A 21,139-nucleotide genomic window follows, 5' to 3' on the forward strand; every position below is an offset into this window, starting at 1 on the left:
GCGCCGTACGTGTTTCGCCCCCGTACGCGACGCGGTTACGCGGCCGGTACGCGCACCTCAGCGCGCCGCCGGGCGCCCTGTGAGGGCGGGGCGGACGTCCGTCAGCGTGCCGCCGGGTCCGGGGCCAGGGCCCGTGTCACGCCCGGCTCCCGGGGTCCGAGGAAGACCGGGTCGGGCTCGACCACGATGTCCAGCGCCGCCTTGGTCGCCGCGACGAGCTCGCGCCCGCCGCCGTAGAACCACGTCACGTCGTGCGGTTCGTCGACCCCGACGCCGTACCCCTCGACGCCCGCCGCGTCGCACAGCGCCAGCGCCCGCCGGATGTGGAAGCCCTGGCTGACGAGGATCGCCCGGTCCACACCGAAGATCCGCTTGGCGCGGCTGCACGAGTCCCAGGTGTCGAAGCCCGCGTAGTCCAGCACGACCTTCGACGCGGGCACACCCTGCTTCTGCAGATAGCCGAGCATCGCGCCCGGCTCGTTGTAGTCGGTGCGGCTGTTGTCGCCGGTCACCAGGATCGCCCGGACCTTGTGCGTCCGGTACAGCTCGGCGCCCGCGTCCAGCCGGTGTGCGAGATACGGCGTCGGTTTCCCGTCCGCCAGGCCCGCGCCGAACACCACCGCCACCGGCTCCGACGGTACGTCCGCGACCGCCCGCACCCGTCCGTCCGCCGTGATCTGCAGCCAGGTCGTGGGCAGCAGCGCCAGGACGCAGCAGGGCATCACGGCCTGCAGGAGGAGCCGGCGGCCGCGCCGGGTCCGCGGCGGGCGCAGCCTGCGCAGCACGGCGGGCACGGCGGCACGTATCCGGCCCGGCTTCATTCGGCGTCCCCTCGCTGAGCGACTCTGTCGTGCGGTCAACTCCGTCGTCCGGATCGACGCGTACGGCGCCGGTACGGTTCCGGGCACGATGGACGCAGCCGCGCCGCCAGCGAAGAGAGGACCGCCGCCTTGACCCCGCCGCCCCCGTCCCGCCTGCCCTTCTTCGTCTACGGGACGCTGCGTCCCGGCCAGGCCAACCACCCGCTGGTGGAGGGCCGTACCGCACCGCCGAGACCCGCCGTACTGCCCGGGGCGCTGCTGTACGCCGGGCCCGGCTACCCCTACGCGGTCGCTGCCCCGGCCGCCGAACCCGTCACCGACACCGTGCACGGTGAGCTGCTGGACGTGCTGCCCGACCAGTACGACACCGTCCTCGCCGACCTCGACCGGCTGGAGGACCACGTCCCGGGCGCGCGCGGGAATCTGTACGAGCGGCTGGCGCTGCGCGTGATCTGCGACGGTCTGCGGTGCGACGCCTGGGTGTATCTCGCGGGGGAGGGGCCGGCCAGGACCCTGCGGGCGTCGGGGCGGATCATTCCGGGCGGCGACTGGGTCCGCACCCAGCGGTCTCACAGGCCGTACCGACGCTCGTGAGACCGAGGAAAACACTTGTCATCACTGTGCAATGCGGGCGCAACCTCCGCACTTCAGGCTCGGTCCATGACGGCGTCGACAGCGCATCCGCACCCGCACCCGGAGTTCGGCCTGGCCCCGGCCGACGGCTCCGGCAGCCCCGGCAGCTCTGACAGCCCCGACAACTCCGGCCTGTCCGGCAGCTTCGACAGTACGGCGCAGCTCCTGAACCGGATCACCGCACAGCTCAGCAGCCAGCTCTCCCACGTCACCCTCACCGCGGTCCCGCGCGGCCCGGCCCTGGTCGCCGTGGCGCACGGCAGCCGTGACCCCGCGGCGCGGCGCACCGTGCGCGCGCTCCTCGACCGGGTCCGGGCGCTGCGCCCCGGCCTGCCCGTCCACCTCGGGCACATCGAGCTGAACGAGCCGCTGCTCGACGACACACTCGCCGCGCTGCGCGGTGATGTGGTGCTCGTGCCGCTGCTGCTCGGCCACGGCTACCACGTCAAGCAGGACATACCGCAGGCGCTGGCCCGCGCCCCGCACCTGCGCGGGCTGACCGCCGCGCCGCTCGGCCCGCATCCGCTGCTCGCCGAGACGCTGCACGTGCGCCTCGCGGAGGCCGGCTGGCGCAAGGGCCTGCGGCGCGCGGGTGTGGTGCTGGCGGCCGCCGGCTCCCACGACCCCGACTGGCCCGCCGACACCGCCCGCACCGCCGAACTCCTCAGCCACCGGCTCGGCGGCGCCCCCGTCCTGCCCGCCTACGCCTCCGGCGCGGGACCGTCCGTCGACGAGGCGGTCGGTGCGCTGACCGCGCGCGGCCACCGGGTCGCGGTCGCCTCGTACTTCACCGCCCCCGGTCGGTTCGCCACCCGGACGTCGGCAGGGGCGCCCTGGATCGCGGCGGCACCGCTGGGCGCGCACAGCGCCATGGCCCGCCTGGTGCTGCACCGTTACGACCAGGCGCTGGCCGCCGCCGGCCGGGCCGCGCCGCGCCATCTCGCCAGCGCGTAACCCGGTACGGGACCGCGGGACCGGTGGCGGCGGCGCGTCTGTCACTCCGGAGCGTTACGGTCACAGGCATGGAAGCGAACTACCGGACCGACGCGGCGGCCGCGCACCTCGGGCCGTACGAGCGGTACGGGCCGTACGGGGACGCCGATACCGACCGCTATGTGACCGAGCCCGACAAGCGGCCGGGCCGCACGGCGTTCCAGCGCGACCGGGCGCGGGTGCTGCACTCGGCCGCGCTGCGCCGGCTGGCGGGCAAGACCCAGGTGGTGGACCCGGGCTCGGCCCTGATGAACACCAGCCCGCGCACCCGCCTCACGCACTCGTTGGAGTGCGCGCAGGTGGGGCGGGAGCTGGGCGCCGCGCTCGGCAGCGACCCGGACCTCATCGAGACGGCGTGCCTGGCGCACGACCTCGGCCACCCGCCCTTCGGGCACAACGGCGAGCAGGTGCTGGCCGAGGTCGCCGAGGCGTGCGGCGGCTTCGAGGGCAACGCGCAGTCGCTGCGGCTGCTGACCCGGATCGAGCCGAAGCGCTTCATGCGGGACGCCGACGGCACGATGGTCAGCGTCGGCCTGAACCTCACCCGTGCCGCCCTGGACGCCGCCACGAAGTACCCGTGGCCGCGCGGCGGCCACCCCACGAACCCCGGCAGCCCCAAGTTCGGGGCCTACGAGGACGATCTGCCGGTCTTCGACTGGCTGCGGGCCGGTGCGCCGGCGGACCGGCAGTGCTTCGAGGCCCAGGTCATGGACTGGGCCGACGACGTCGCGTACTCGGTGCACGACGTGGAGGACGGCCTGCACGCCGGCCACCTCGACCCGAACCTGCTGCTCGCCGACGCCGAGCGCGCCGACATCTTCGACTGCGCGGGGGAGCGGTACGCGGCCGACGCCACCCCCGACGAGCTGGCCGAGGCCCTCGACCGGCTCCTGGAGCAGGCGTGGTGGCCGCACGGCTACGACGGCTCGGCCATCTCCCAGGCCCGGCTGAAGGACGCCACCTCGCAGCTCATCGGCCGGTTCTGCCTGGCCGCCGAGCGCGCCACCCGCGAGGCGTACGGCACCGGGCGGCTCACCCGGTACCGCGCCGAGCTGGTCGTGCCGCGCGAACAGCGCCTGGAGTGCGCAGTCCTCAAGGCGGTCGCCGACCGGTACGTCATGCAGCGCGCCTCGCAGGAGCGCCGCCGCGCCGAGCAGCGGATCCTCATCTCGGAGCTGTCAGAAGCGCTGCTGGCGCGCGCCCCCGAGGGCCTGGACCCGCAGTTCCGCGGCATCTTCGACGAGGCGGCGGACGACAGTGCGCGGCTGCGCGCCGTCGTCGACCAGATCGCGTCGCTCACCGACGCGACGGCCACGGCCCTGCACGCACGGCTCACGACGGGCCGGTCCGCCAGGCTGCTGTGAGGCGGTGACGCGGCGGTGGGGGCCGGGCGGTGCGACGTGCCGCCGGGCCGGGCCGACCAGCCGCGGACGTACTCTTTCCGGTCCCGTCGCGGCCACCCGCGACCGGGCCCGCGCGCATCTGTCCGAAGTAGTGCGGGCGCGCGAGGCATACGAGGGGCGCTTTGTCGACTCGGCGCGGCGCTCTTCCCGCCAGGCGTGACGTAAGGGACGCTCGCAGGTACGGCATCTGTTGGGGAGGCGCACAGTGGTGGACGCAGACCAGACCATCGTCATCGTCGGAGCGGGACTCGCCGGCGCCAAGGCGGCGGAAACCCTCCGGTCGGAGGGCTTCACCGGGCGGGTGATCCTGATCGGCGACGAGCGCGAGCACCCGTACGAGCGGCCACCCCTGTCCAAGGGGTTTCTGATCGGCAGCGCGGAACGCGACTCGGTCTTCGTCCAGCAGACGGCCTGGTACGCGGAGCACGACATCGAGCTGCACCTCGGCCAGCCGGTCGTGCACCTCGACCCCGCGGCCAAAACCGTACGGCTCGGGGACGGCACCGTCCTCCCGTACGACAAGCTGCTGCTCGCCACCGGCGCCGAGCCGCGCCGGCTGGACATCCCCGGTACCGAACTGGCCGGCGTCCACCACCTGCGGCGGCTCTCGCACGCGGAGCGCCTCAAGCACGTACTGACCTCGCTCGGCCGCGAGAACGGCCATATCGTCATCGCCGGCGCGGGCTGGATCGGCCTGGAGGTCGCCGCCGCCGCGCGTGGCTACGGCGCCGAGGTCACCATCGTGGAGCCCGAGCCCACGCCGCTGTACTCGGTGCTCGGCCCCGAGCTCGGCGGGGTCTTCGCCGATCTGCACCGCGAGCACGGCGTCCGTTTCCACTTCGGCGCGAAGCTCGCCGAGATCTCCGGCCAGGACGGCATGGTGCTGGCCGCCGTCACCGACGACGGCGAGGAGCACCCCGCCCACGACGTGCTGGCCGCGATCGGTGCCGCCCCCCGCACCGCGCTCGCCGAGGCCGCCGGGCTGACCCTCGCCGAACGCTCGGCGGGCGGCGGTATCGCCGTGGACGCGTCCCTGCGCACCTCGGACCCGGACATCTACGCGGCCGGCGACGTCGCCAACATCGAGCACCCGCTCTCCGGCGGCCGGCTGCGTGTCGAGCACTGGGCCAACGCCCTCAACAGCGGCCCGGCCGCCGCCCGCGCCATGCTCGGCCGGGACGTCAGCTACGACCGGGTGCCGTACTTCTTCTCCGACCAGTACGACCTGGGCATGGAGTTCTCCGGCCATGCCGCGCCGGGCAGCTACGACCAGGTGGTGTGCCGGGGAGACGTCGGCAAGCGGGAGTTCATCGCCTTCTGGCTCAGCGGGGGACGCGTGCTGGCCGGGATGAACGTCAACGTCTGGGACGTCACCGACCCGATCCAGCAGCTGATCCGCTCGGGCCGCACCGTCGACCCCGACCGGCTGTCCGACCCCACCGTGCCGCTAGCCTCCTTCCTGGAATGACCGAAGGACCGGACTGACCAGCGGAGGACCACGTCATGCGCACGGCCGTCGTACCCGTCGAGGAGATCTTCGAGCTGCGCTGGGCGGTGCTCCGCACCGGCCTGCCCCGGGAGACCGCGATCTACCCGGAGGACTCCCGCGAGTCCACCTTCCACGTCGCGGCCTACGACGACGAGGGCGCGGTCCAGGCGTGCGTCACGTTCTTCCCCGACACGCTGCCCGGCGAGGGCGCCGCCGCCTACCGCTTCCGGGGTATGGGCAGCGCCCCCGAGGTGCGCGGCCAGGGCTACGGCGCGGCCGTGCTGCAGGCCGGCCTCGCCGAGGCCACGGTGCGCGGCGCCGAGCTGGTGTGGTGCAACGGCCGTACGTCCGCCCAGGGCTTCTACGAGCACCTCGGGTTCACCGCGACCGGCGAGGAGTTCATCGTCGAACCGAGCGGACCGCACTTCATATTCATGATCAAGACGGCCGGCTGATCACGAGGGCCGGCTGATCACGAGGACGTCCTCGTGATCAGCCGGCCGGCCCGGCCGGATCAGCTCGACAGGTAGAACGCCAGCAGTCCGGAGGCGTCCATGTCGAGCGCGGGCTCGGAGCTCTGCCAGGACCGGACGTCGTCGACATAGCGACTTCCGCGCCCGGTGAAGGTCCCGAACGGGTCCGCGCCGCCGGGCTGGCACTTGCGCATGTCGTCCAGGTAGTCGCCCAGCCCGTCGGCGAACTGCGCGGTCCCGTTGGGCCCGTTGACGATCGCACCGGTGTCCACCGGCGCCTTGCCGTCCAGGCTCCCGGCGAGATTGCCGAGCTGCCCAGCGGTGCACTTGGGGTAGGTGGTGCCCGAGCCGACCATGAAGGACGTGCCCCAGGCGTTGGCGCCGAGCAGCCAGTCGAGCTGCTGGACGGCGAACCGGTTGACGGAGGTGTCGCCGGTCAGCCCCCGGTAGAGCCGGGTGGTGGCCGCGAGGCCCAGGGTGTGCGAGTCGGCGTCGAAGTCGTTGTAGACCGCGCCGGCGTGGAACGGGTCCTTGGCGGCGCGGGCCTGCCCCGAGGCGATCTGCGCCTTGAGGTTCGCGACCAGGGTGTCGTACGAGACCGGCAGCCCGGCCGGGTTCCCGGCGGCCTTGATGGCGCGCGCCAGGTCCGTGTAGGCGAGCGCGCTGGTGTCGTACATGTTGAGCGTGTCGCCGGTCGTGCCGTACGCCTTCGCCCAGGTGGCCGACTGCTGGAGCCAGCCGGCGGCGCGGGAGTCGCCCAGCTGCTGCGCGGCCAGCGCCAGCTCGGCGCCGCCGAAGGCCAGGTCGTCCTGCCAGCTGGTCTCCGGGTAGTACGCGTACGGGACGGTCGTGACGAGCTTGCCGGGCTTGGTGTCCGCCAGCGCGTAGACCTGCGCGGCGGCCGCCAGATAGCTCTTGGCCTTCGCGGGGTCCGAGGCGGCGTAGCGCTGCGCGCCGAGCGCGAAGTCGGCGGCGAGCCGGCCGGCCTGGTTGGGGCTGAGCTTCGAGCCGGGGGCGCCGGCCCGGAACACCGGGCGGTTGCGCAGGAACGCGTTGGCGGTGTCGGAGTCGTCCTTCTGCGGCAGCCGCCAGACGTCGTGGTCGCCGACGACGCTGCCGCTGTCGGTTCCGGAGCCGAGGCCGACCTGGATGTAGAGGGTCTTGGTGTCGCCGTCCCACATCTTGTCGAGCCAGTCCAGGCCGTGCTGCGCCTCGGCGCCGAGCGCGGAGGTGGGGGAGGCGCCGGTCTCGCGGGCGGCGATCTGCAGCGTGGCGGCGGCGTACGTCGTGGTCTCGGTGAACTTCAGGTAGTCGCCCGCGTCGAACCAGCCGCCCTCGGCGTCGACGGTGCCGCCGAGCTTGGCCGGCGCCTTGGAGATCGTGTCGCCGTCGCCGCTGATGAACTTGGGCCAGTCGTAGACGGCGGCGTGCGCGTCGTTGAGATGGGACGGCTGGCGCTTCAGCGACCCGGGTATGACGTCGCGGCCGTCGCGCTGGGCCTGGAAGAAGGTGGTGGCATCGGCGGCGGGCTTGCCGTAGACGGCCTTCGCGCTGCCGATGGTGAAGGTGGGCGAGGCGCCGGTGGCCGCGCCGCTGACCTCCAGGTGGTAGGTGCCGGCAGCCTGCACCGAGCTGAAGTCGATCAGGTAGACGGCCGGGTAGGCGGTGTTCCAGCTGCCCTGGCTCGTGCCGGTCTTGCCGGTGGCGGCGGTCGCGCCGGTGCTGTCGAGCAGCTTCCAGGTGGCGCCCGAGACGGCGCCCTTCGCCAGCAGGAACGCCTCCTTGGCGCCGCTGCCGTCGTATCCGACCTGGTTGACCCGGACCTGTCCGGTGGTGGCGGCCTCGGCGGAACCCGCGCCGCCGCTCAGCAGGGCCGCGACGACAGCGGCAGTGGCCGTGGCCGCACCTGCCGCCAGGCCGAGTCCGCGTCGTCGACTGTGCTTGTGGGGCATGCGCCCGCCTCTCCGTCGGTACCGCGCGCCATTAGTAAACATTCTTAACAATTGGGGAAGCTAGTGGGTGGCCGCGGCGGAGGTCAAGGGTCTGTCACACCTGGGCCTTAGACTTCACGGGTGGCAGGCAGGATCAAGGATGAGGACGTCAAGGCGGTCCGGGACGCGGTCCCGATCGACGCCGTCATCTCGGAGTACCTGCAGCTCAAGAACGCGGGTGGTGGGAACCTGAAAGGGCTCTGCCCCTTTCATGATGAAAAGTCCCCGTCGTTCCAGGTAAGTCCCTCGAAGGGGCTCTTCTACTGCTTCGGCTGCCAAGAAGGCGGCGACACGCTCGACTTCGTCATGAAGCTCGACCACCTCTCCTTCTCCGAGGCCGTCGAGCGGCTGGCCGCCAAGACCGGCATCGTGCTGCGGTACGACGAGGGCGGGTACAACCCCGGCCGCCAGCAGGGCGAGAAGATCCGGCTCATCGAGGCGCACAAGATCGCCGCGCAGTTCTTCGTCGAGCAGCTCGGCAGCGCCGAGGCCGAGATCGGCCGCAAGTTCCTCACCGAGCGCGGCTTCGACCAGGCCGCCGCGGAGCACTTCGGCGTCGGATACGCGCCCGCCGGCTGGGACCATCTCATCCGCTTCCTGCGCGGCAAGGGCTTCACCGACAAGGAACTGCTCACGTCCGGGCTGGCCAGCGAGGGCCGCCGCGGGGCGATCGACCGCTTCCGCGGCCGGCTGATCTGGCCGATCCGCGACATCACCGGTGACGTGATCGGCTTCGGCGCCCGCAAGCTCCGCGAGGACGACAACGGGCCCAAGTACCTGAACACCCCCGAGACGCCGCTCTACAAGAAGTCGCATGTGCTGTACGGCATCGACCTCGCCAAGAAGGAGATCGCCAAGACCGGCAAGGCCGTCGTCGTCGAGGGGTACACCGACGTCATGGCCTGCCATCTCGCGGGCGTCACCACCGCCATCGCCACGTGTGGCACCGCCTTCGCCGAGGACCACATCAAGATCCTCCGCCGGCTGCTGATGGACAACTCCAGCTCGCACGTCGTCTTCACCTTCGACGGGGACGCGGCCGGCCAGCGGGCCGCGCTGCGCGCCTTCGAGGACGACCAGAAGTTCGCCGCCCGCACCTCCATCGCGATCAGCCCCGGCGGTATGGACCCCTGCGAGCTGCGGCTCGCCGACGGTGACGCGGCCGTGCGCAACCTTGTCGAGCACTCCTCCCCGCTCTTCGAGTTCGCCATCCACAGCGCCGTCGCCCGGCACAACACCGACACCGCCGAGGGCCGCGCCGCCGCCCTGGAGGAAGCCGCACCGATCGTCGCCGGGATCAAGGACAGCTCCATCCAGCACGAGTACGCGGTGTCGCTCGCCTCCAAGCTCGGCATCCTGGACGAGCAGTTCGTCGTCCGCCGGGTCTCCCAGCTCGCCCGCTGGGCCCGCGACCGCGGCCAGCGCGGCCCGGAGCCGCGCCGCGACCGTCAGCAGGGCCAGGGCCAGAGCTCCAGTGGTTCGGGCCAGGGCGTCACCCGCCCCCAGCCGCCGCGCGGCCCGCGGCTGGATCTGCGCAGCCCCTCCCACCGGGTGGAGCGCGAGCTGCTCAAGCTCGCCCTCCAGCATCCGCACCTGGTCTCCCCGGCCTTCGACGCCTACGGCGAGGACGAGTTCACCGCCCCGCCGTACGCCGCCGTCCGGCACGCCATCTCCGAAGCCGGCGGTACCGAGCACGCGGACGACGGCTACCTCGCCCGGGTCCGGGACGTCGCCCCGGACGACACCGTCCGGATCCTCGTCACCGAGCTGGCTGTCGAGGCCACCCACACCCGTCGGGCCCCCGACGAGGTCTACGCGGGCATGCAGCTCGTCGCCGTCCGGCTGCAGGCCGTCGAGCGCCGCATCAGCGAGGTCCGCGCCAATCTGACCCGGCTCGGCCCGCGCGCCGGTGCGGATGATCTCAGCGCCGTCCAGAGCGAGTTGTGGGCGCTGCAGCAGTACGGCCAGCGGCTGCGCGAACAGGGCACCGCGGCTCTGTAGGGCCGTCCTCCAGCTATTGCTGGGAGGTGCCCCAGGTCGCTGTCCGGTGCGGTGACCGATCGAACGCACCCCGTGACATTGGCCCGAAAAACCCGGCGCACGCCCCTCGTGGCGGGGGTGTGCCGTACGCCACACTGGGGGGCGGTGCCTGAGTCCTCGGAGCGCGGAATACCGGATTCTGCAAACAGAGATGCGACCGGTGATCCGCATACGGCGAACTCCCGGACGGACAGCGGCCAGGCCGCGACCGTCCCAATGCCGCGCGTCTCCGAGCCCGTGACTGTGCTCACCATGGAGGTCGCTCCCGTGCAGACCCACCCCCTGACGACCGTGGCCGAGGTGGTCTTGTCGGAACCCGAGGCCGAGCCGAGGGAACGGGAGCGGGTACCGGAGCAGAACCACGCCGCCACCCACCCGGAAGCGGAGGACGTCCTGGAAACGGAGGACGTCCTGGAAACCGAGGACGGCCGGGAAGTGCAGGACGGCCCGGACTCGGACCCGGACCCGGAGCCACCCGAGCCGCCGGAGCTCCTGAAGGTCCTCGCGTCCGAGCCCGCCGCGCCCCCCGAGCCCCCGGAGCCCCGCGAGCCCCGGGAATCCCGCGGCTCCATAGCCAGGGAACCCGAGGCCCGGGACCCCGACGACGAGGCCGACGACCGGGAGCGCCGGTCCCGCGAGGAGGCGGCGGGCCCGTCCGCGGACCTCTTCCGGCAGTACCTGCGCGAGATAGGCCGCATACCGCTGCTCACCGCCGTCGAGGAGGTCGAACTGGCCCGCCGGGTCGAGGCCGGCCTGTTCGCCGAGGAGAAGCTGAACAACTTCCCTGACCTGGACTCCCAGCTCGCCGTCGACCTCGACCGGCTGGTGGTCAACGGCCGGATGGCGAAACGGCGGCTGATCGAGGCCAACCTGCGGCTCGTCGTCTCCGTCGCCAAGCGCTACGTCGGACGCGGTCTGACCATGCTCGACCTCGTCCAGGAGGGCAATCTCGGCCTGATCCGCGCCGTCGAGAAGTTCGACTACGCCCGGGGCTACAAGTTCTCGACGTACGCGACCTGGTGGATCCGGCAGGCCATGAGCCGGGCCCTGGCCGACCAGGCCCGCACCATCCGGGTCCCGGTGCACGTCGTCGAGCTCATCAACCGCGTCGTGCGCGTCCAGCGCCGCCTGCTGCAGGAACACGGCTACGAGCCGAGCACCGAGGAGGTCGCCGCCCACCTCGAACTCTCCGAGGAGCGCGTCACCGAAGTCCTGCGGCTGGCCCAGGAACCGGTCTCCCTGCACGCCCCGGTCGGCGAGGAGGACGACGTCGCCCTCGGCGACCTCATCGAGGACGGCGACGCCACGTCCCCCGTCGAATCCGCCGCCTTCCTGCTGCTGCGCGAACACCTCGAAGCGGTGCTCTCCACCCTCGGCGAACGCGAACGCAAGGTCGTCCAGCTCCGCTACGGCCTCGCCGACGGCCGCCCCCGCACGCTGGAGGAGATCGGCCGCATCTTCGGCGTCACCCGCGAACGCATCCGCCAGATCGAGTCCAAGACCCTCAACAAACTCCGCGACCACGCCTTCGCGGACCAGCTCCGCGGCTACCTGGACTGAACCTGCTCCGTAGCCTCGCGGGCGGCCGCGCGGTTGCACCCTGGAGGGTTTGTCCCTTCCGGGTCGCAGTTGATTGCCTGCTTGCCGGGATCGGCCTCCCGGCTCTCACCGACGGCCTCGTCGCAATGACCTGAGCGCCACCGGTGCCGGCCCACCTCAAGGGAAGTACGAGCCACGGCGACGGCCGTCCGGTGGCCCGCAGAGAAAGCTGTATAAAGTGATGGGGAAACGGGCTCAGTCAGCGCAGAATTAGCGCCGGAGCCGCAATGCACGATGTTTTGGATACCGCTTGGGGGCTGGAATAGCGAATTCCGTGCATTTTCGCGTTCTCAATCCTTCTTACAGGGGGGCAACATGAAAGTGACTCGATTACGTGCGTGCCTGCTCGCGTCGGTGAGCACATTCGCACTGATCACCGCCGGTGCCGGACAGGCCCTCGCGGCCGGCCCCGCGCCGGCGGACCCAGGAACGCCGGCTGTCCAGTACACCGTCGCTGACCTCGGCACACTGGGCGGCACCAACAGCTCCGCGGCCGCGGCCGACGACGACACGGTCGTCGGGACGTCCCAGACCACCGGCAACGCCGCTACCCACGCGTTCGCCTACAACCGGCACGCCCGCACCATGACCGACCTCGGTACCCTCGGCGGCACCTTCAGCACAGCCAGTGCGGTCAGCGGGCACACCGTCGTGGGCCAATCCCGAACAGCCGGCAACGCCGCCCTCCACGGGTACGCCTACAACCTGCTCACCCACGCCCGCACCGACCTCGGGCGCAGCCTGATGATCTCCCAACTGGTCAGCGGGAACACCGCTGTGGGCGGAGACAGCCTCCTGTCGTCCACTTTCAACCTGGCCACCCACGCAGTCATCAGCATCGGCCCCGGAAACGGCGTCACCGAGGTCAGCGCGATCAAAGGCGACCTCATTGTCGGCAACGTATTCGCCTCCAACTCCTTCGCTTTCTCCTTCGACATGAAGACCGGCGCATTCACGAATCTGCCCGCCCTGGGCGGACTCAACTCCACGGCGTCGCAGTCCAGCTGTTCGGGGATCGTTGTCGGAAAAGCGGCCCTGCCGCCCCCCGGCCCATTCACCGCCAACGGCCCGTTCCACGCCGCAATCTGGGTGACGCACACCGCCTGATCCGCGGATGCGGACACCGCCAGGCCCGAGCCCGCTCATCCCTGGCAGCGTCACCGTCCGGCGCGGAACCCACGCCGGACGGCAGCCGGGCGCCCGACCGGGCCCGCGCCGCCCCGGAACGACCACGTGGTGCGTCAGAGCCTCACGGCAGACGGCCGGCTCCCGCGGCTCATCGTCCCGGTCGGCGTCGGCGAGCAGCTGACGACGACCCGGAACGGGCCCCGCATGTCCCCTGAGCGTCCCCTGGGCCTTGGTTTCCATCGTGAGTACGGCTGGCCAGTTCTCCGGCAAGACCTCAGGGTGGGGCGGGTGGGACTCGAACCCACGACCGACGGATTATGAGTCCTTTAGGGATCTTGGCGGCCCTTGCTCTTCTGCGCAGATTCTGGATGTTTTCCCAGCTCAGATTGTGTGTCGTGTGCTCGTGCTCTGGTCCCTTTGTCAGTCTGTTCCTGTCCTTGCGTCCCCAATGTGTCCCCAACGAGTCCCCACGGGGACGAAGCGGGGCAGCCCGGGGAGGGTCGCGACAGCTCGGAGCGGGTGGTTGAACCTCCCCGCAGCGGATATCCCTTCCAACGCGTAGAGGCTCCGCCCCGAAACCGGGGCGGAGCCTCATGGCAGTCATCTCAAGTCGTCGCTGATGCCACTGGAGGCGTGAGGGCGGGTCAGTGGACGATCGTGTAACTGGCCCAGCCGGTGCCGATCTTGATGGGCGACAGGAAGGGGTTGCGTTTGGAGTTCTCCCTGTGAGCTGGACAGCTTGATACTGGGACGGATGGTCCCGGAGGATGCAGTCACAGGTAGTGACAACGAAGAGCAATATGAGTAAGCGGTATACGGCCGAGTTCAAGCGGGACGCGGTGGCTCTGGCGTTGTCGTCGGACAAGACGGTCACCGAGGTCGCCAGGGATCTGGGCGTGAGTCCGGAGGGGTTGCGCGGGTGGGTGAAGCAGGCGAAGGCCGACCGCGGTGCAGGACCGACGGGGGCTCTGACCAGTGCAGGGCGTGAGGAGCTGGTCCGGCTTTGGCGGAAGGTCCGCGAGCAGGGGGCCACGATCGAGGTCCTGGGAAAAGCGACCCCCTTCTTCGCGCGGGACAAGATGAGGTAGACATCGCCGCGCGGTGTCGTTTCATTGACGCGGAGAAGGCGTGTGAGGGCAATTTTGCAGGTCGCAGTGGTGCGTTTCTGTGCCGAGTGCTGGGGGGTGCTCCGCTCCACCTGCTACGCGCACCTGGCGTCGCGGTCAGCTCGGGCAGTGCCGGAGGGGGTCGAGGAGCTGCTGGTGGGTGAGATCCGGGTGCTGCATGCGGGTTCGCGCGGCGCATACGGGGCTCCGCGGATTCACGCGGCCCTGCGGCGGGCCGGCCGGATCGTCAACGGGAATCGGGTCGAGCGGCTGATGCGTGTCCTTCGGATCACCGCGATCACCGCGATCACCCGACGGCGGCGATGCGGCCTGACCCGTCAGGCCAGGCGGGCGCTGTCCGCCGCTGATCTGATCGGCCGGGACTCCACCGCACCGCGCCCCGGTTTGCCACCTACCGGCAGCAACGGCTCCAGCCTTGCCCATCGTGCATCCGTCAGATCTCCACGTGCCACACCATGATCATCACCGATCAAGATCCACTTTCGCAACGGACCCTAGCTCGCGGTAGCGGCTGGCCCACCGCTGGGCGGTCGGATGTCGGCCAGCGCCGAAGAGCTCGATCGAGGTCAGTGACCAAGAAGGGATTTCGCAGCGACGATGATCAAACCGAACACCAAGTTCACAGCGGCCTCCGTTGCCCCTCGGCGACGAGACCCACTGGCGTGCAGGGCGCCGAAATAGCTCCACGTCACCTGCTGCGCCACAGCGACGAGGAGTGCGGTCCACCCTGTGGCCGTCAGGCTCAGTCCAAGCACAGGGCTCAGAGCTACGACGGCGCTCGGCAGGACGGCTGCCTCCACCATGGACCACTCACTGCGTCCGATCCGCCAGGTCTCGGACCAGGTGATGCTCCGGCCGACCGTCCGCTCACCGGTGAGGCGCGCGTAGACGTGGACAGCCCAGAACACCAGCCCGGTGACGAGCAGAAGCACAACAGTCTCGAGGCGGGGAAACTCGCCGACGCTACTTGCTGCGGCGATCACGGAGGCGGCCAGGAGCGATCCGTAGACGGCCCCGGCGTAATCCGTACGCAGGGCACGACGATCCTCATGCGATGCACGCTGCCATGGAAAGAGTCTGTGCATATCAGTTCACCTCGTGAGCCTGCCGCGCGCCGGGGGTGCCCAGTGCCGTCAACGTAATCCGCCGTTCTGCCCACCGCGCGGCGGGCCGGGCCCAAGTGGACAAGGACGCCGCCTACGACCAGCGCCGCACGGCCCTGCCACTACCTCTTGTCCGCAGGCTTTCGAACGGCTTGTCTTCACCTACATACCGTCATTGTTCCGCACGAATGATTACGAACCGGAGGTAGGCTGCCGGATACTGGCCCACGCTCCCAGTGCGATGTGCGTCGCAAATTCTTTGCTGGTTGAGTGGGACCATTGCGGTCACGACTCGTAATTGGCGAGCTGAAACGACGGCCGCGGTGTCGAAGGCCTCGTTGGGGTGGCGGGTAACGGTGCCGGTGTGCAAGAGGACATCGGTGCTGGAGTCGGCGGCGGCCGAGTAGAGGCCGAAGCCCCACCTCCTGATCGTCGCCGAGGGCCTCGATGCGGCACAGCGGGATGTGCTCGTCCTGTCCGTCGTGCTCGACCATCGCGCGGTGTGGCGCACGCAGGGTTCGCACGGTCGGGAGGCCAAGTCCCGCCGCCCCCGACCGTGCGCGCCCGCCCTGGACGCCAGGAGCGCCGCGAGGTCGAGTGCCGCCGCCACGGCACGGTCTCCATGGTCGCGGCCATGGACGTGGCCACCGGACAGGGCTCACCCAGCGCATCGAGCGCAACAACTCGCCAACGTTCACCGCGTTCCTCCGGCAACTGGACCAGTGCACCGACCCGGCCCTGCGGATCCACCGGGTCATGGAAAACGGCTCCTCCCACACCTCCAGCACCGTCAACCTGCCCCCGACACCTTCGCCCAGGCCGCATGACTCCCGCACAACGTCGCCGCCCCGGCCGACCACCCGCAAAGGACCCGCGACGCGCTGCACCCGTCACACACCAACGATGAAACCGGGGTCACGGGGCGTGTCTCACACGACCTGGACGAACTGAACCTCGACGCCGTTGTTGCCGTAGCCCAGGCGGTTCCATGGCGGGACTTCGGGTTGGACGTTGCCGGCGGCGTCGGTCGCGCGGGCGCGCAGCGTGTGCCGCCCGACTGTGGTGGGGACCCAGTCGAAGTGCCAGTCCTGCCACTGGTAGGGGGAGTCTGCGGGTTCGACGTGGGCGGGATACCACTCTCCCTCGCCGGTCAGGCTGACCTCGACGCGGGTGATCGGCCCGGTGCCGCTCCATGCCTTGCCTTTGACGCGGCACGGGCCAAGAGGGAGGTTCTGCCCTGGTTCCGGGTCGGTGATGCGGGCCCGTACGCGCATCAAGGTGACTGGTTCGTGCGGTTGGTCCGCCCACTCGTACATGTAGTGGCCGGTCTGGAACTCGCCTTCGTAAGGCCGGGTCACGACCTCGATCCGGTCGAGCCACTTCACCGACGCGACTCCGTACCAGTTGGGGACGATCAGCCGGAACGGTGCGCCGTGGTCGGCGTTGAGCGGTTCGTCGTTCATGTCGTAGGCGATGAGGATCTCGGCGTCCGGGTCCATGGTGTGCGCGAAGGGAAGCGAACGGGCGTACTTGAGGTCCTCGAACTGGTAGTACGGACCGTGGTCCGCGCCGTGGAAGATGACCTCGACCGCGTCGTCGGCCGGACCTGCCTGGCGCAGTACCTCGTGGAGCAGGGTGCCGGTCCATCGGGCGGTCGACACCGCCCAGCCGCCCCAGGGCTCGCCCACCGGTAGCGGACTTTGCGCCAGGCGTCCGTTTCCGGCGCATTCCAGGGTGACGGTTCGTTGGATGCTGGGCATCGCGCGCAGGTCGTCGAGCGTGAGTTCGCTCGTGTGTCGGACCGCGCCATCGATCCTCAGCACGCCGTCGTGGGCGGGCAGTGCGAAGTTGCTGCGCACGTAGTGCTGGCCGACCGGGGTGATGTCCGAGGACAGCCCCTGCCGTGGGGCCTCGGCGTTGAACGGCTCGGGCTGGATCATGACGAGGTCCGAGCGTGCTTGCTCACGGCTTCGCGGTGCGGCCATGTTGGTCACTTCCTTCGGGGTACCTGTCGGAACACACCCGCGCGGGAGGGGGCATGTCAGTAGTCCGGGTCCTGGAAATGGGGCTCGCGGTCTTCGATGAACGCTGCGATCCCTTCGACGCGGTCGGGGTGGACCGCGGATCGCCAGTGCGCCTCCATCATGATCGAGATCGCCTGCTCGAGCGGTTCGCCGTCACTCATACGGACGGCCCGTTTGACCGCCTGCACCGCGGTGGGTGAGTTGTTGGCGATCCTCTCGGCGATCTTGAGGGCGGCCTCCATGAGATCGGCTTGCGGGTGCACCTCGTTGGCCATCCCCAGCCGGTAGGCCTCCTGCGCGGAGACCGATTCGCCCGTCATGAGCATTTGCAGGGCCTTGCCGCGGGGCAGGACGCGGGGCAGCAGCACCGGCGACCCGCCGCCGGCGGACAATCCGATCATCGCTTCCGGCTGGCCGAACACGGCGTTGTCGGCGGCGATGATGAAGTCCGTGCTCTGCGCGAGTTCGGAACCGCCGCCGAAGGCCAGCCCGTTGACCGCGGCGAAGATCGGTTTGCGCAGTTGCCTCAGCGTGTAGAGGACCCGGTCGAAGTCCTGACGTTGGCGCAGCCAGTCCTCCTTGGTCATCTGCTTGCGCTGACTGAGGTCGCTGCCGATGGAGAACGCGCGGTCGCCGGCGCCCGTGACGACGGCGACGCGGACCTGAGCGCGGACGGCGACGGTCTCCAGGATCTCGGTCAGCCGGGTACCCATCGCGGTCGTGATCGCGTTGTCGGCCTCAGGCCGGTTCAGGGTGATCAGGGCGATCTTTCCGTCCGAGAGGTACTCGACCAGGACGGGCTGGTCCGGTTCGTCGACGTCTGCTCCTGCCGGGGTGAAACCCATGGCGGCCCACCGGTCGGAACGGTTCGGTTGCGTGGTCACTGTCGCTCCTTCGTGCGGTTCGACCGCAGGTCAACTGTCGAGTTCCGAGAGCCAGCGAAGGGCCCGCAGGCCGGGGACGAAGAAGTACTCTCCACCGCGCGTGACGACGAACGGCGGCAGGTTCCGCAGCCTCCTTCGCACCGGCCGCCGCGGGATGGTGAACACGCCCGGGGTGTCGGAGCGTCCGACCAGCGGATCCGCCTCCTGCGGCGCGCCGATGAAGACTCCGTCGTTCAACCACTGCGTCTTCACGAACTCGAACTGCCTTTTGAGATGGGCGCCGACGCAGACGAAGACGATGCCCCGGTCGGCGCCGTCGTCCTCGCGCACTCCTTCCGGGAGCGAGGGTCCGTAGCTGGTGCTGCGACGGATCATGCGGTGCAGCCGGACGTTGACGCTGTTCTCATGGTCCAGCGCGCCCCTCGGGTTGGCGCGCCGCGCGTGGGCACCTGCCGGGCATTTGAAACCGTCCAGGTCGTCGTGGTAACTGAAGCGGTTGTTGCGGTCCGGATCCGCGCCGAGCTCGGGATCGTCCTGGTCCGAGCTCAAGCTCAGCGGCGCGCCGCTGGGCCAGCGGCCGACCGTCTTCGCGGCCAGGAGGCGCTCTTCCGCACGGCTGGACGCCTGGTCGTACAGGTACTGACGGTAGGCGGCGACCCGCGTGTGCAACTTCCGGAAGACCAGGTAGGTGCCGTTCCGGCCAAGGACATCAGGGGAGGGCATCGGCGGCAGCGCACCCGTCTCGTCGGGATAGCCGAGGAGGAACTCGCCGGCCTTGATGGGCGCCTCGTGCGGGTTGGTGTTCCTCCCGGTCCCCTCCACGGCGGGTTGGCCGATCCCGTCACGGAAACCGAACGAGGTCCGCCCCGTCTCCAGCTGGTAGCAGTCCTGCCGCCAGATCACCTCGACCCCCGGCAGCTGCCCGTAGGCCTGCTGCGCCCGTTCCATGACCTTGGCCAGTCTCACGCTGTCGGGCGACAGCGCGGCCAGCGCGATGTGCACGGCCGGGGTGCCGAGCGGCTGCTCCCAGTTGCCGGGATCGCTGTCGCCGACGTCCCCCAGCTCGGCTGCTCGCGCGGCCATACCCGCCCGGAACTCGGGCGCGAAGCTGTCGAGCGAGTCGGACGGGACACCCAGGGCGCGCAAGCCCTGGTAGGTGAAGGCGACCGTGATCCAGGCGTCGCGGGCGGGATCGGCGGTCGGATGGCCTGCCTCGATCGCGGGAAGGAGCCGCCGGACCAGTTCACGACCGGCTTCGCGGTCGTCGATGCGGATGAGCACGTAGCGGCCGACATACGGGGACGGGCGCTCGTGCAACGCCCCGCTCTGGATGTCGTCCCACTCCAGTTCGACGCTCTCATCGGCTGAAGGCGTGCTCATTGGTCCTTCAGGGGTAGGTGGTGGTGGCCCGGCGGTTCGGGGGGTCGTGGGTTGGGAGCGGCGAGATAGGGAAAAGTCGTCGTTGCGGGATGGCTGGCGTGGTCGACGCCGTCCCGGATCCGTTCCCCCTTGCCGCCGTTGACCAGGAGGGTGAACAAGGTGTCCATCGCGTCATCGTTCAGTGCCCGCCCGCCGCACGTCTGATGGATGCGCCCGGCCAGCACGGCGGACTCGATCTCCAGGAATGACCCGTGCTCCGCGTAGGGCTGTCCGATGTCCACCACGAGGTAGTCGGCCAGGACGAACTCGGTCAGCGGATGCGCCCCGGTCTCGAGCGCGGCCCAGCTGACGTCGTCATCGAAGGTGTCCCAGTAGGCCAGGTTCGCGTCGAGCCGGGCGCGATAGGCCTCCTCGTAGTTCTCCGACAGGTTGAAGGCGTCCTCCATGTTGTAGAGGTCGCGGATCTCCAGGCTGCGGTTGACCTGATCGAACTGTTGGGGGGCCAGGATCAGGTTCTTGACCTCCGGCCGACCGACCCGTTCCACACGGATGCCGACCGGTCCGCGGGTCAGGGTCTCAGCGACCACGGCGAGCACCTCGACGCCGCCGAGCAGCAGGGCACAGTCGATCTCCAGGACCAGGCTGAGCACGTTCTTGCCGTCGAGAAAGATCGATCCCGGTTCGGTGAAAGCCAATTTCCCGGTGGCGAGCGTCTTCAGGGCCGCCGGCGCGTCCAGAAAGAAGGGATCCCATCGGGGCCCGGCGAAAATCCGCACGCCGTGAACGGCGACCGGGTTCTCCTCGTCCACGCGAAATGGCACGATCTCCCCGTTCGGGGTGGTGCACGTGCCGTCCTGCCGGGCCGGTGCCTCGCCGTCCTGCTCGGCGACGGAGAAGACACAGTCGAAAGTGAACTCCGGAACTCCGGCGGTCAGAGACACCGGCTTGGCGGGTCCGCCCAGATCGGCCGACCGCAGGCGGAACCGGTAGACCAATCCCTCGGAGAACCGGCCGTCGGGAGGGGCGAAGGGCAGGGTGTTCATCACCAGAACGAGATGGCCGGCGCGCTCCGGACTGGGAAAGGCGTAGAAATCGGTGATGTCCGCGATGGGGTGCTCCAGCGCGCGCGGACCGGATACGTGATCCGACATCTAGACCTCCAGAGCGTCCCAGCACGTCACCCGAGACGAGCCGGTCGAGTTGCTGATACCTGCACAGCCACGGACAGCGGGGCCTACTGGGCGGCCTCGCCGAGCAGGGGATTGAGCGCGGGGTCCTGCAACGCCTGCTCCGCCGCGGGGTCGTCGAGCACCCGCTGGAACGCGGCGTTGACACGTCCAGCCCTTCGGATCTCCTTCACCGTCCCGCCGTAATTGCGTGCGTACGCGACGGCCGTGACCTGATGCCCTTCGATGAACTCCTTCAGTGCCGCGGCATCCGAGGCCCCCCTATAGCCCTCCAGATGCTTGAAGATACTGTCGAAAAGAGCCAGCGGTTTGGACGCGAAGTCCTCGATGTACGCATCCCAGGGGCCGTCGAAACTCGTCGCGAACAGCAGGCGCGTGCCGTCGTCGAAAATGACGAATCTGGCCTCGTGGATCGTCGCGATGGGCAGATTATGGTCGCCAGGCCTATATCCGGGAGCTTCAGCAAGGCGCGTGAGTGCCTCCCGCAGCTCATCGACATGCCCAGGCCTGATCGCGAAGAACAGACTGAACTCACTCGTTGAACCCAGCATGATTCCCGGTCGCACTGATCCTGATGCAGGCGTGGCCATGAGGTCTCCTTACGAGGCATGAATCATTCCCACCAGTCCGCTGACTCAACATAACCTCCCACCGCGACACGCGCTTGATCAGCCGGCGCGCGAAGGCCCGGACGGCGTAACTCCGGAGGAATTCCGACGCCAAGGCGGCGCCGTGGGAGCCTGCAGCAAGCGATGCTCTCGGGTCGTTGACTCACTACTGCTGAATTCCTCAAAGGCAGTAGACGTAGCGTCGGCGTAGGTGTCGGGTGGGTGGGGCGGGTCTGCCCCAGATCCAGGGTTTGGC

The 21,139-nt window shown here is 70.0% G+C and carries 18 protein-coding genes; 10 read left to right on the plus strand and 8 right to left on the minus strand.

The genetic code is table 11. The annotated features are described in order from the left end of the window. Positions 1-101: 101 nt before the first annotated feature. Positions 102-821, minus strand: coding sequence for a SanA/YdcF family protein (locus C6N31_RS09855; protein ID WP_198357397.1), 720 nt, complete (start codon positions 819-821; stop codon positions 102-104). Positions 822-950: 129 nt separating this feature from the next. Here C6N31_RS09855 and C6N31_RS09860 point away from each other — a divergent pair, with 129 nt between their 5' ends. From C6N31_RS09860 to C6N31_RS09880, 5 genes are all read left to right on the plus strand, one after another. Continuing rightward, a complete protein-coding gene (locus tag C6N31_RS09860) occupies positions 951-1,415 on the plus strand; it encodes a gamma-glutamylcyclotransferase family protein (RefSeq protein ID WP_138353238.1) in 465 nt (154 codons plus the stop codon). A 66-nt stretch (positions 1,416-1,481) separates the two neighbouring features. Beyond that, entirely contained in the window at positions 1,482-2,408 is a 927-nt protein-coding gene (locus C6N31_RS09865; protein ID WP_164607213.1) for a sirohydrochlorin chelatase, read from the plus strand. Positions 2,409-2,476: 68 nt separating this feature from the next. Then, complete coding sequence (locus tag C6N31_RS09870; protein ID WP_138353240.1) at positions 2,477-3,811, plus strand: deoxyguanosinetriphosphate triphosphohydrolase; 1,335 nt, start codon at positions 2,477-2,479, stop codon at positions 3,809-3,811. Positions 3,812-4,055: 244 nt separating this feature from the next. Then, a complete protein-coding gene (locus C6N31_RS09875; RefSeq protein WP_138353241.1) occupies positions 4,056-5,318 on the plus strand; it encodes an NAD(P)/FAD-dependent oxidoreductase in 1,263 nt (420 codons plus the stop codon). A 35-nt stretch (positions 5,319-5,353) separates the two neighbouring features. After that, on the plus strand, positions 5,354-5,794 hold the full coding sequence (locus C6N31_RS09880) for a GNAT family N-acetyltransferase (protein ID WP_138353242.1): 441 nt from the start codon (positions 5,354-5,356) through the stop codon (positions 5,792-5,794). A gap of 59 nt (positions 5,795-5,853) precedes the next feature. On the opposite strand, the gene C6N31_RS09885 is transcribed toward C6N31_RS09880, so the two are convergent. Further along, positions 5,854-7,764 carry a glycoside hydrolase family 9 protein gene (locus C6N31_RS09885; RefSeq protein WP_198357398.1) on the minus strand — a complete coding sequence of 637 codons (1,911 nt, stop codon included), beginning with the start codon at positions 7,762-7,764 and terminating at the stop codon, positions 5,854-5,856. Positions 7,765-7,884: 120 nt separating this feature from the next. Between C6N31_RS09885 and dnaG the strand changes: the two genes are divergently transcribed. From dnaG to C6N31_RS46060, 5 genes are all read left to right on the plus strand, one after another. Beyond that, positions 7,885-9,804, plus strand: a complete 1,920-nt coding sequence (gene dnaG / locus C6N31_RS09890) for a DNA primase (RefSeq protein WP_138353244.1) — start codon at positions 7,885-7,887, stop codon at positions 9,802-9,804. Between the two features lie 255 nt (positions 9,805-10,059). Next, positions 10,060-11,403 (plus strand): RNA polymerase sigma factor, encoded by a 1,344-nt coding sequence (locus tag C6N31_RS09895; protein WP_381585351.1) that lies wholly within the window; start codon positions 10,060-10,062, stop codon positions 11,401-11,403. Between the two features lie 393 nt (positions 11,404-11,796). Further along, entirely contained in the window at positions 11,797-12,549 is a 753-nt protein-coding gene (locus tag C6N31_RS09900) for a hypothetical protein (RefSeq protein WP_187144870.1), read from the plus strand. Between the two features lie 821 nt (positions 12,550-13,370). Next, positions 13,371-13,658 (plus strand): transposase, encoded by a 288-nt coding sequence (locus C6N31_RS09905; protein WP_187144869.1) that lies wholly within the window; start codon positions 13,371-13,373, stop codon positions 13,656-13,658. 174 nt (positions 13,659-13,832) lie between these two features. Beyond that, positions 13,833-14,156 (plus strand): IS3 family transposase, encoded by a 324-nt coding sequence (locus tag C6N31_RS46060; protein ID WP_187144868.1) that lies wholly within the window; start codon positions 13,833-13,835, stop codon positions 14,154-14,156. A 107-nt stretch (positions 14,157-14,263) separates the two neighbouring features. Here C6N31_RS46060 and C6N31_RS09915 read toward each other — a convergent pair whose 3' ends face one another. The 6 genes from C6N31_RS09915 to C6N31_RS09940 form a co-directional block, all read right to left on the minus strand. Continuing rightward, positions 14,264-14,782 (minus strand): hypothetical protein, encoded by a 519-nt coding sequence (locus tag C6N31_RS09915; protein ID WP_187144867.1) that lies wholly within the window; start codon positions 14,780-14,782, stop codon positions 14,264-14,266. Between the two features lie 947 nt (positions 14,783-15,729). Continuing rightward, complete coding sequence (locus C6N31_RS09920) at positions 15,730-16,785, minus strand: sulfite oxidase (protein ID WP_138353247.1); 1,056 nt, start codon at positions 16,783-16,785, stop codon at positions 15,730-15,732. 56 nt (positions 16,786-16,841) lie between these two features. Then, positions 16,842-17,708 (minus strand): enoyl-CoA hydratase/isomerase family protein, encoded by an 867-nt coding sequence (locus C6N31_RS09925; protein WP_138353248.1) that lies wholly within the window; start codon positions 17,706-17,708, stop codon positions 16,842-16,844. A 30-nt stretch (positions 17,709-17,738) separates the two neighbouring features. Then, a complete protein-coding gene (locus C6N31_RS09930; RefSeq protein WP_138353249.1) occupies positions 17,739-19,088 on the minus strand; it encodes a Dyp-type peroxidase in 1,350 nt (449 codons plus the stop codon). After that, on the minus strand, positions 19,085-20,239 hold the full coding sequence (locus C6N31_RS09935) for a DUF4331 family protein (protein WP_138353250.1): 1,155 nt from the start codon (positions 20,237-20,239) through the stop codon (positions 19,085-19,087). The genes C6N31_RS09930 and C6N31_RS09935 overlap by 4 nt, the downstream gene beginning before the upstream one ends. 83 nt (positions 20,240-20,322) lie before the next feature. Then, entirely contained in the window at positions 20,323-20,865 is a 543-nt protein-coding gene (locus C6N31_RS09940; protein WP_138353251.1) for a hypothetical protein, read from the minus strand. Positions 20,866-21,139 lie beyond the last annotated feature (274 nt).

The sequence above is a fragment of the Streptomyces fildesensis genome (genome assembly GCF_016107395.1).
GTDB classification, from domain to species: Bacteria; Actinomycetota; Actinomycetes; order Streptomycetales; family Streptomycetaceae; genus Actinacidiphila; species Actinacidiphila fildesensis.

Excerpts from the sequence above, each read along its gene's own strand:
- C6N31_RS09855 (WP_198357397.1), bottom strand. The coding sequence starts at position 821 with ATGAAGCCGGGCCGGATACGTGCCGCCGTGCCCGCCGTGCTGCGCAGG.
- C6N31_RS09865 (WP_164607213.1), top strand. The coding sequence starts at position 1,482 with ATGACGGCGTCGACAGCGCATCCGCACCCGCACCCGGAGTTCGGCCTG.
- C6N31_RS09870 (WP_138353240.1), top strand. The coding sequence starts at position 2,477 with ATGGAAGCGAACTACCGGACCGACGCGGCGGCCGCGCACCTCGGGCCG.
- C6N31_RS09880 (WP_138353242.1), top strand. The coding sequence starts at position 5,354 with ATGCGCACGGCCGTCGTACCCGTCGAGGAGATCTTCGAGCTGCGCTGG.
- C6N31_RS09885 (WP_198357398.1), bottom strand. The coding sequence starts at position 7,764 with ATGCCCCACAAGCACAGTCGACGACGCGGACTCGGCCTGGCGGCAGGT.
- C6N31_RS09895 (WP_381585351.1), top strand. The coding sequence starts at position 10,060 with ATGCCGCGCGTCTCCGAGCCCGTGACTGTGCTCACCATGGAGGTCGCT.
- C6N31_RS09905 (WP_187144869.1), top strand. The coding sequence starts at position 13,371 with ATGAGTAAGCGGTATACGGCCGAGTTCAAGCGGGACGCGGTGGCTCTG.
- C6N31_RS09915 (WP_187144867.1), bottom strand. The coding sequence starts at position 14,782 with ATGCACAGACTCTTTCCATGGCAGCGTGCATCGCATGAGGATCGTCGT.
- C6N31_RS09920 (WP_138353247.1), bottom strand. The coding sequence starts at position 16,785 with ATGGCCGCACCGCGAAGCCGTGAGCAAGCACGCTCGGACCTCGTCATG.
- C6N31_RS09930 (WP_138353249.1), bottom strand. The coding sequence starts at position 19,088 with ATGAGCACGCCTTCAGCCGATGAGAGCGTCGAACTGGAGTGGGACGAC.
- C6N31_RS09935 (WP_138353250.1), bottom strand. The coding sequence starts at position 20,239 with ATGTCGGATCACGTATCCGGTCCGCGCGCGCTGGAGCACCCCATCGCG.
- C6N31_RS09940 (WP_138353251.1), bottom strand. The coding sequence starts at position 20,865 with ATGGCCACGCCTGCATCAGGATCAGTGCGACCGGGAATCATGCTGGGT.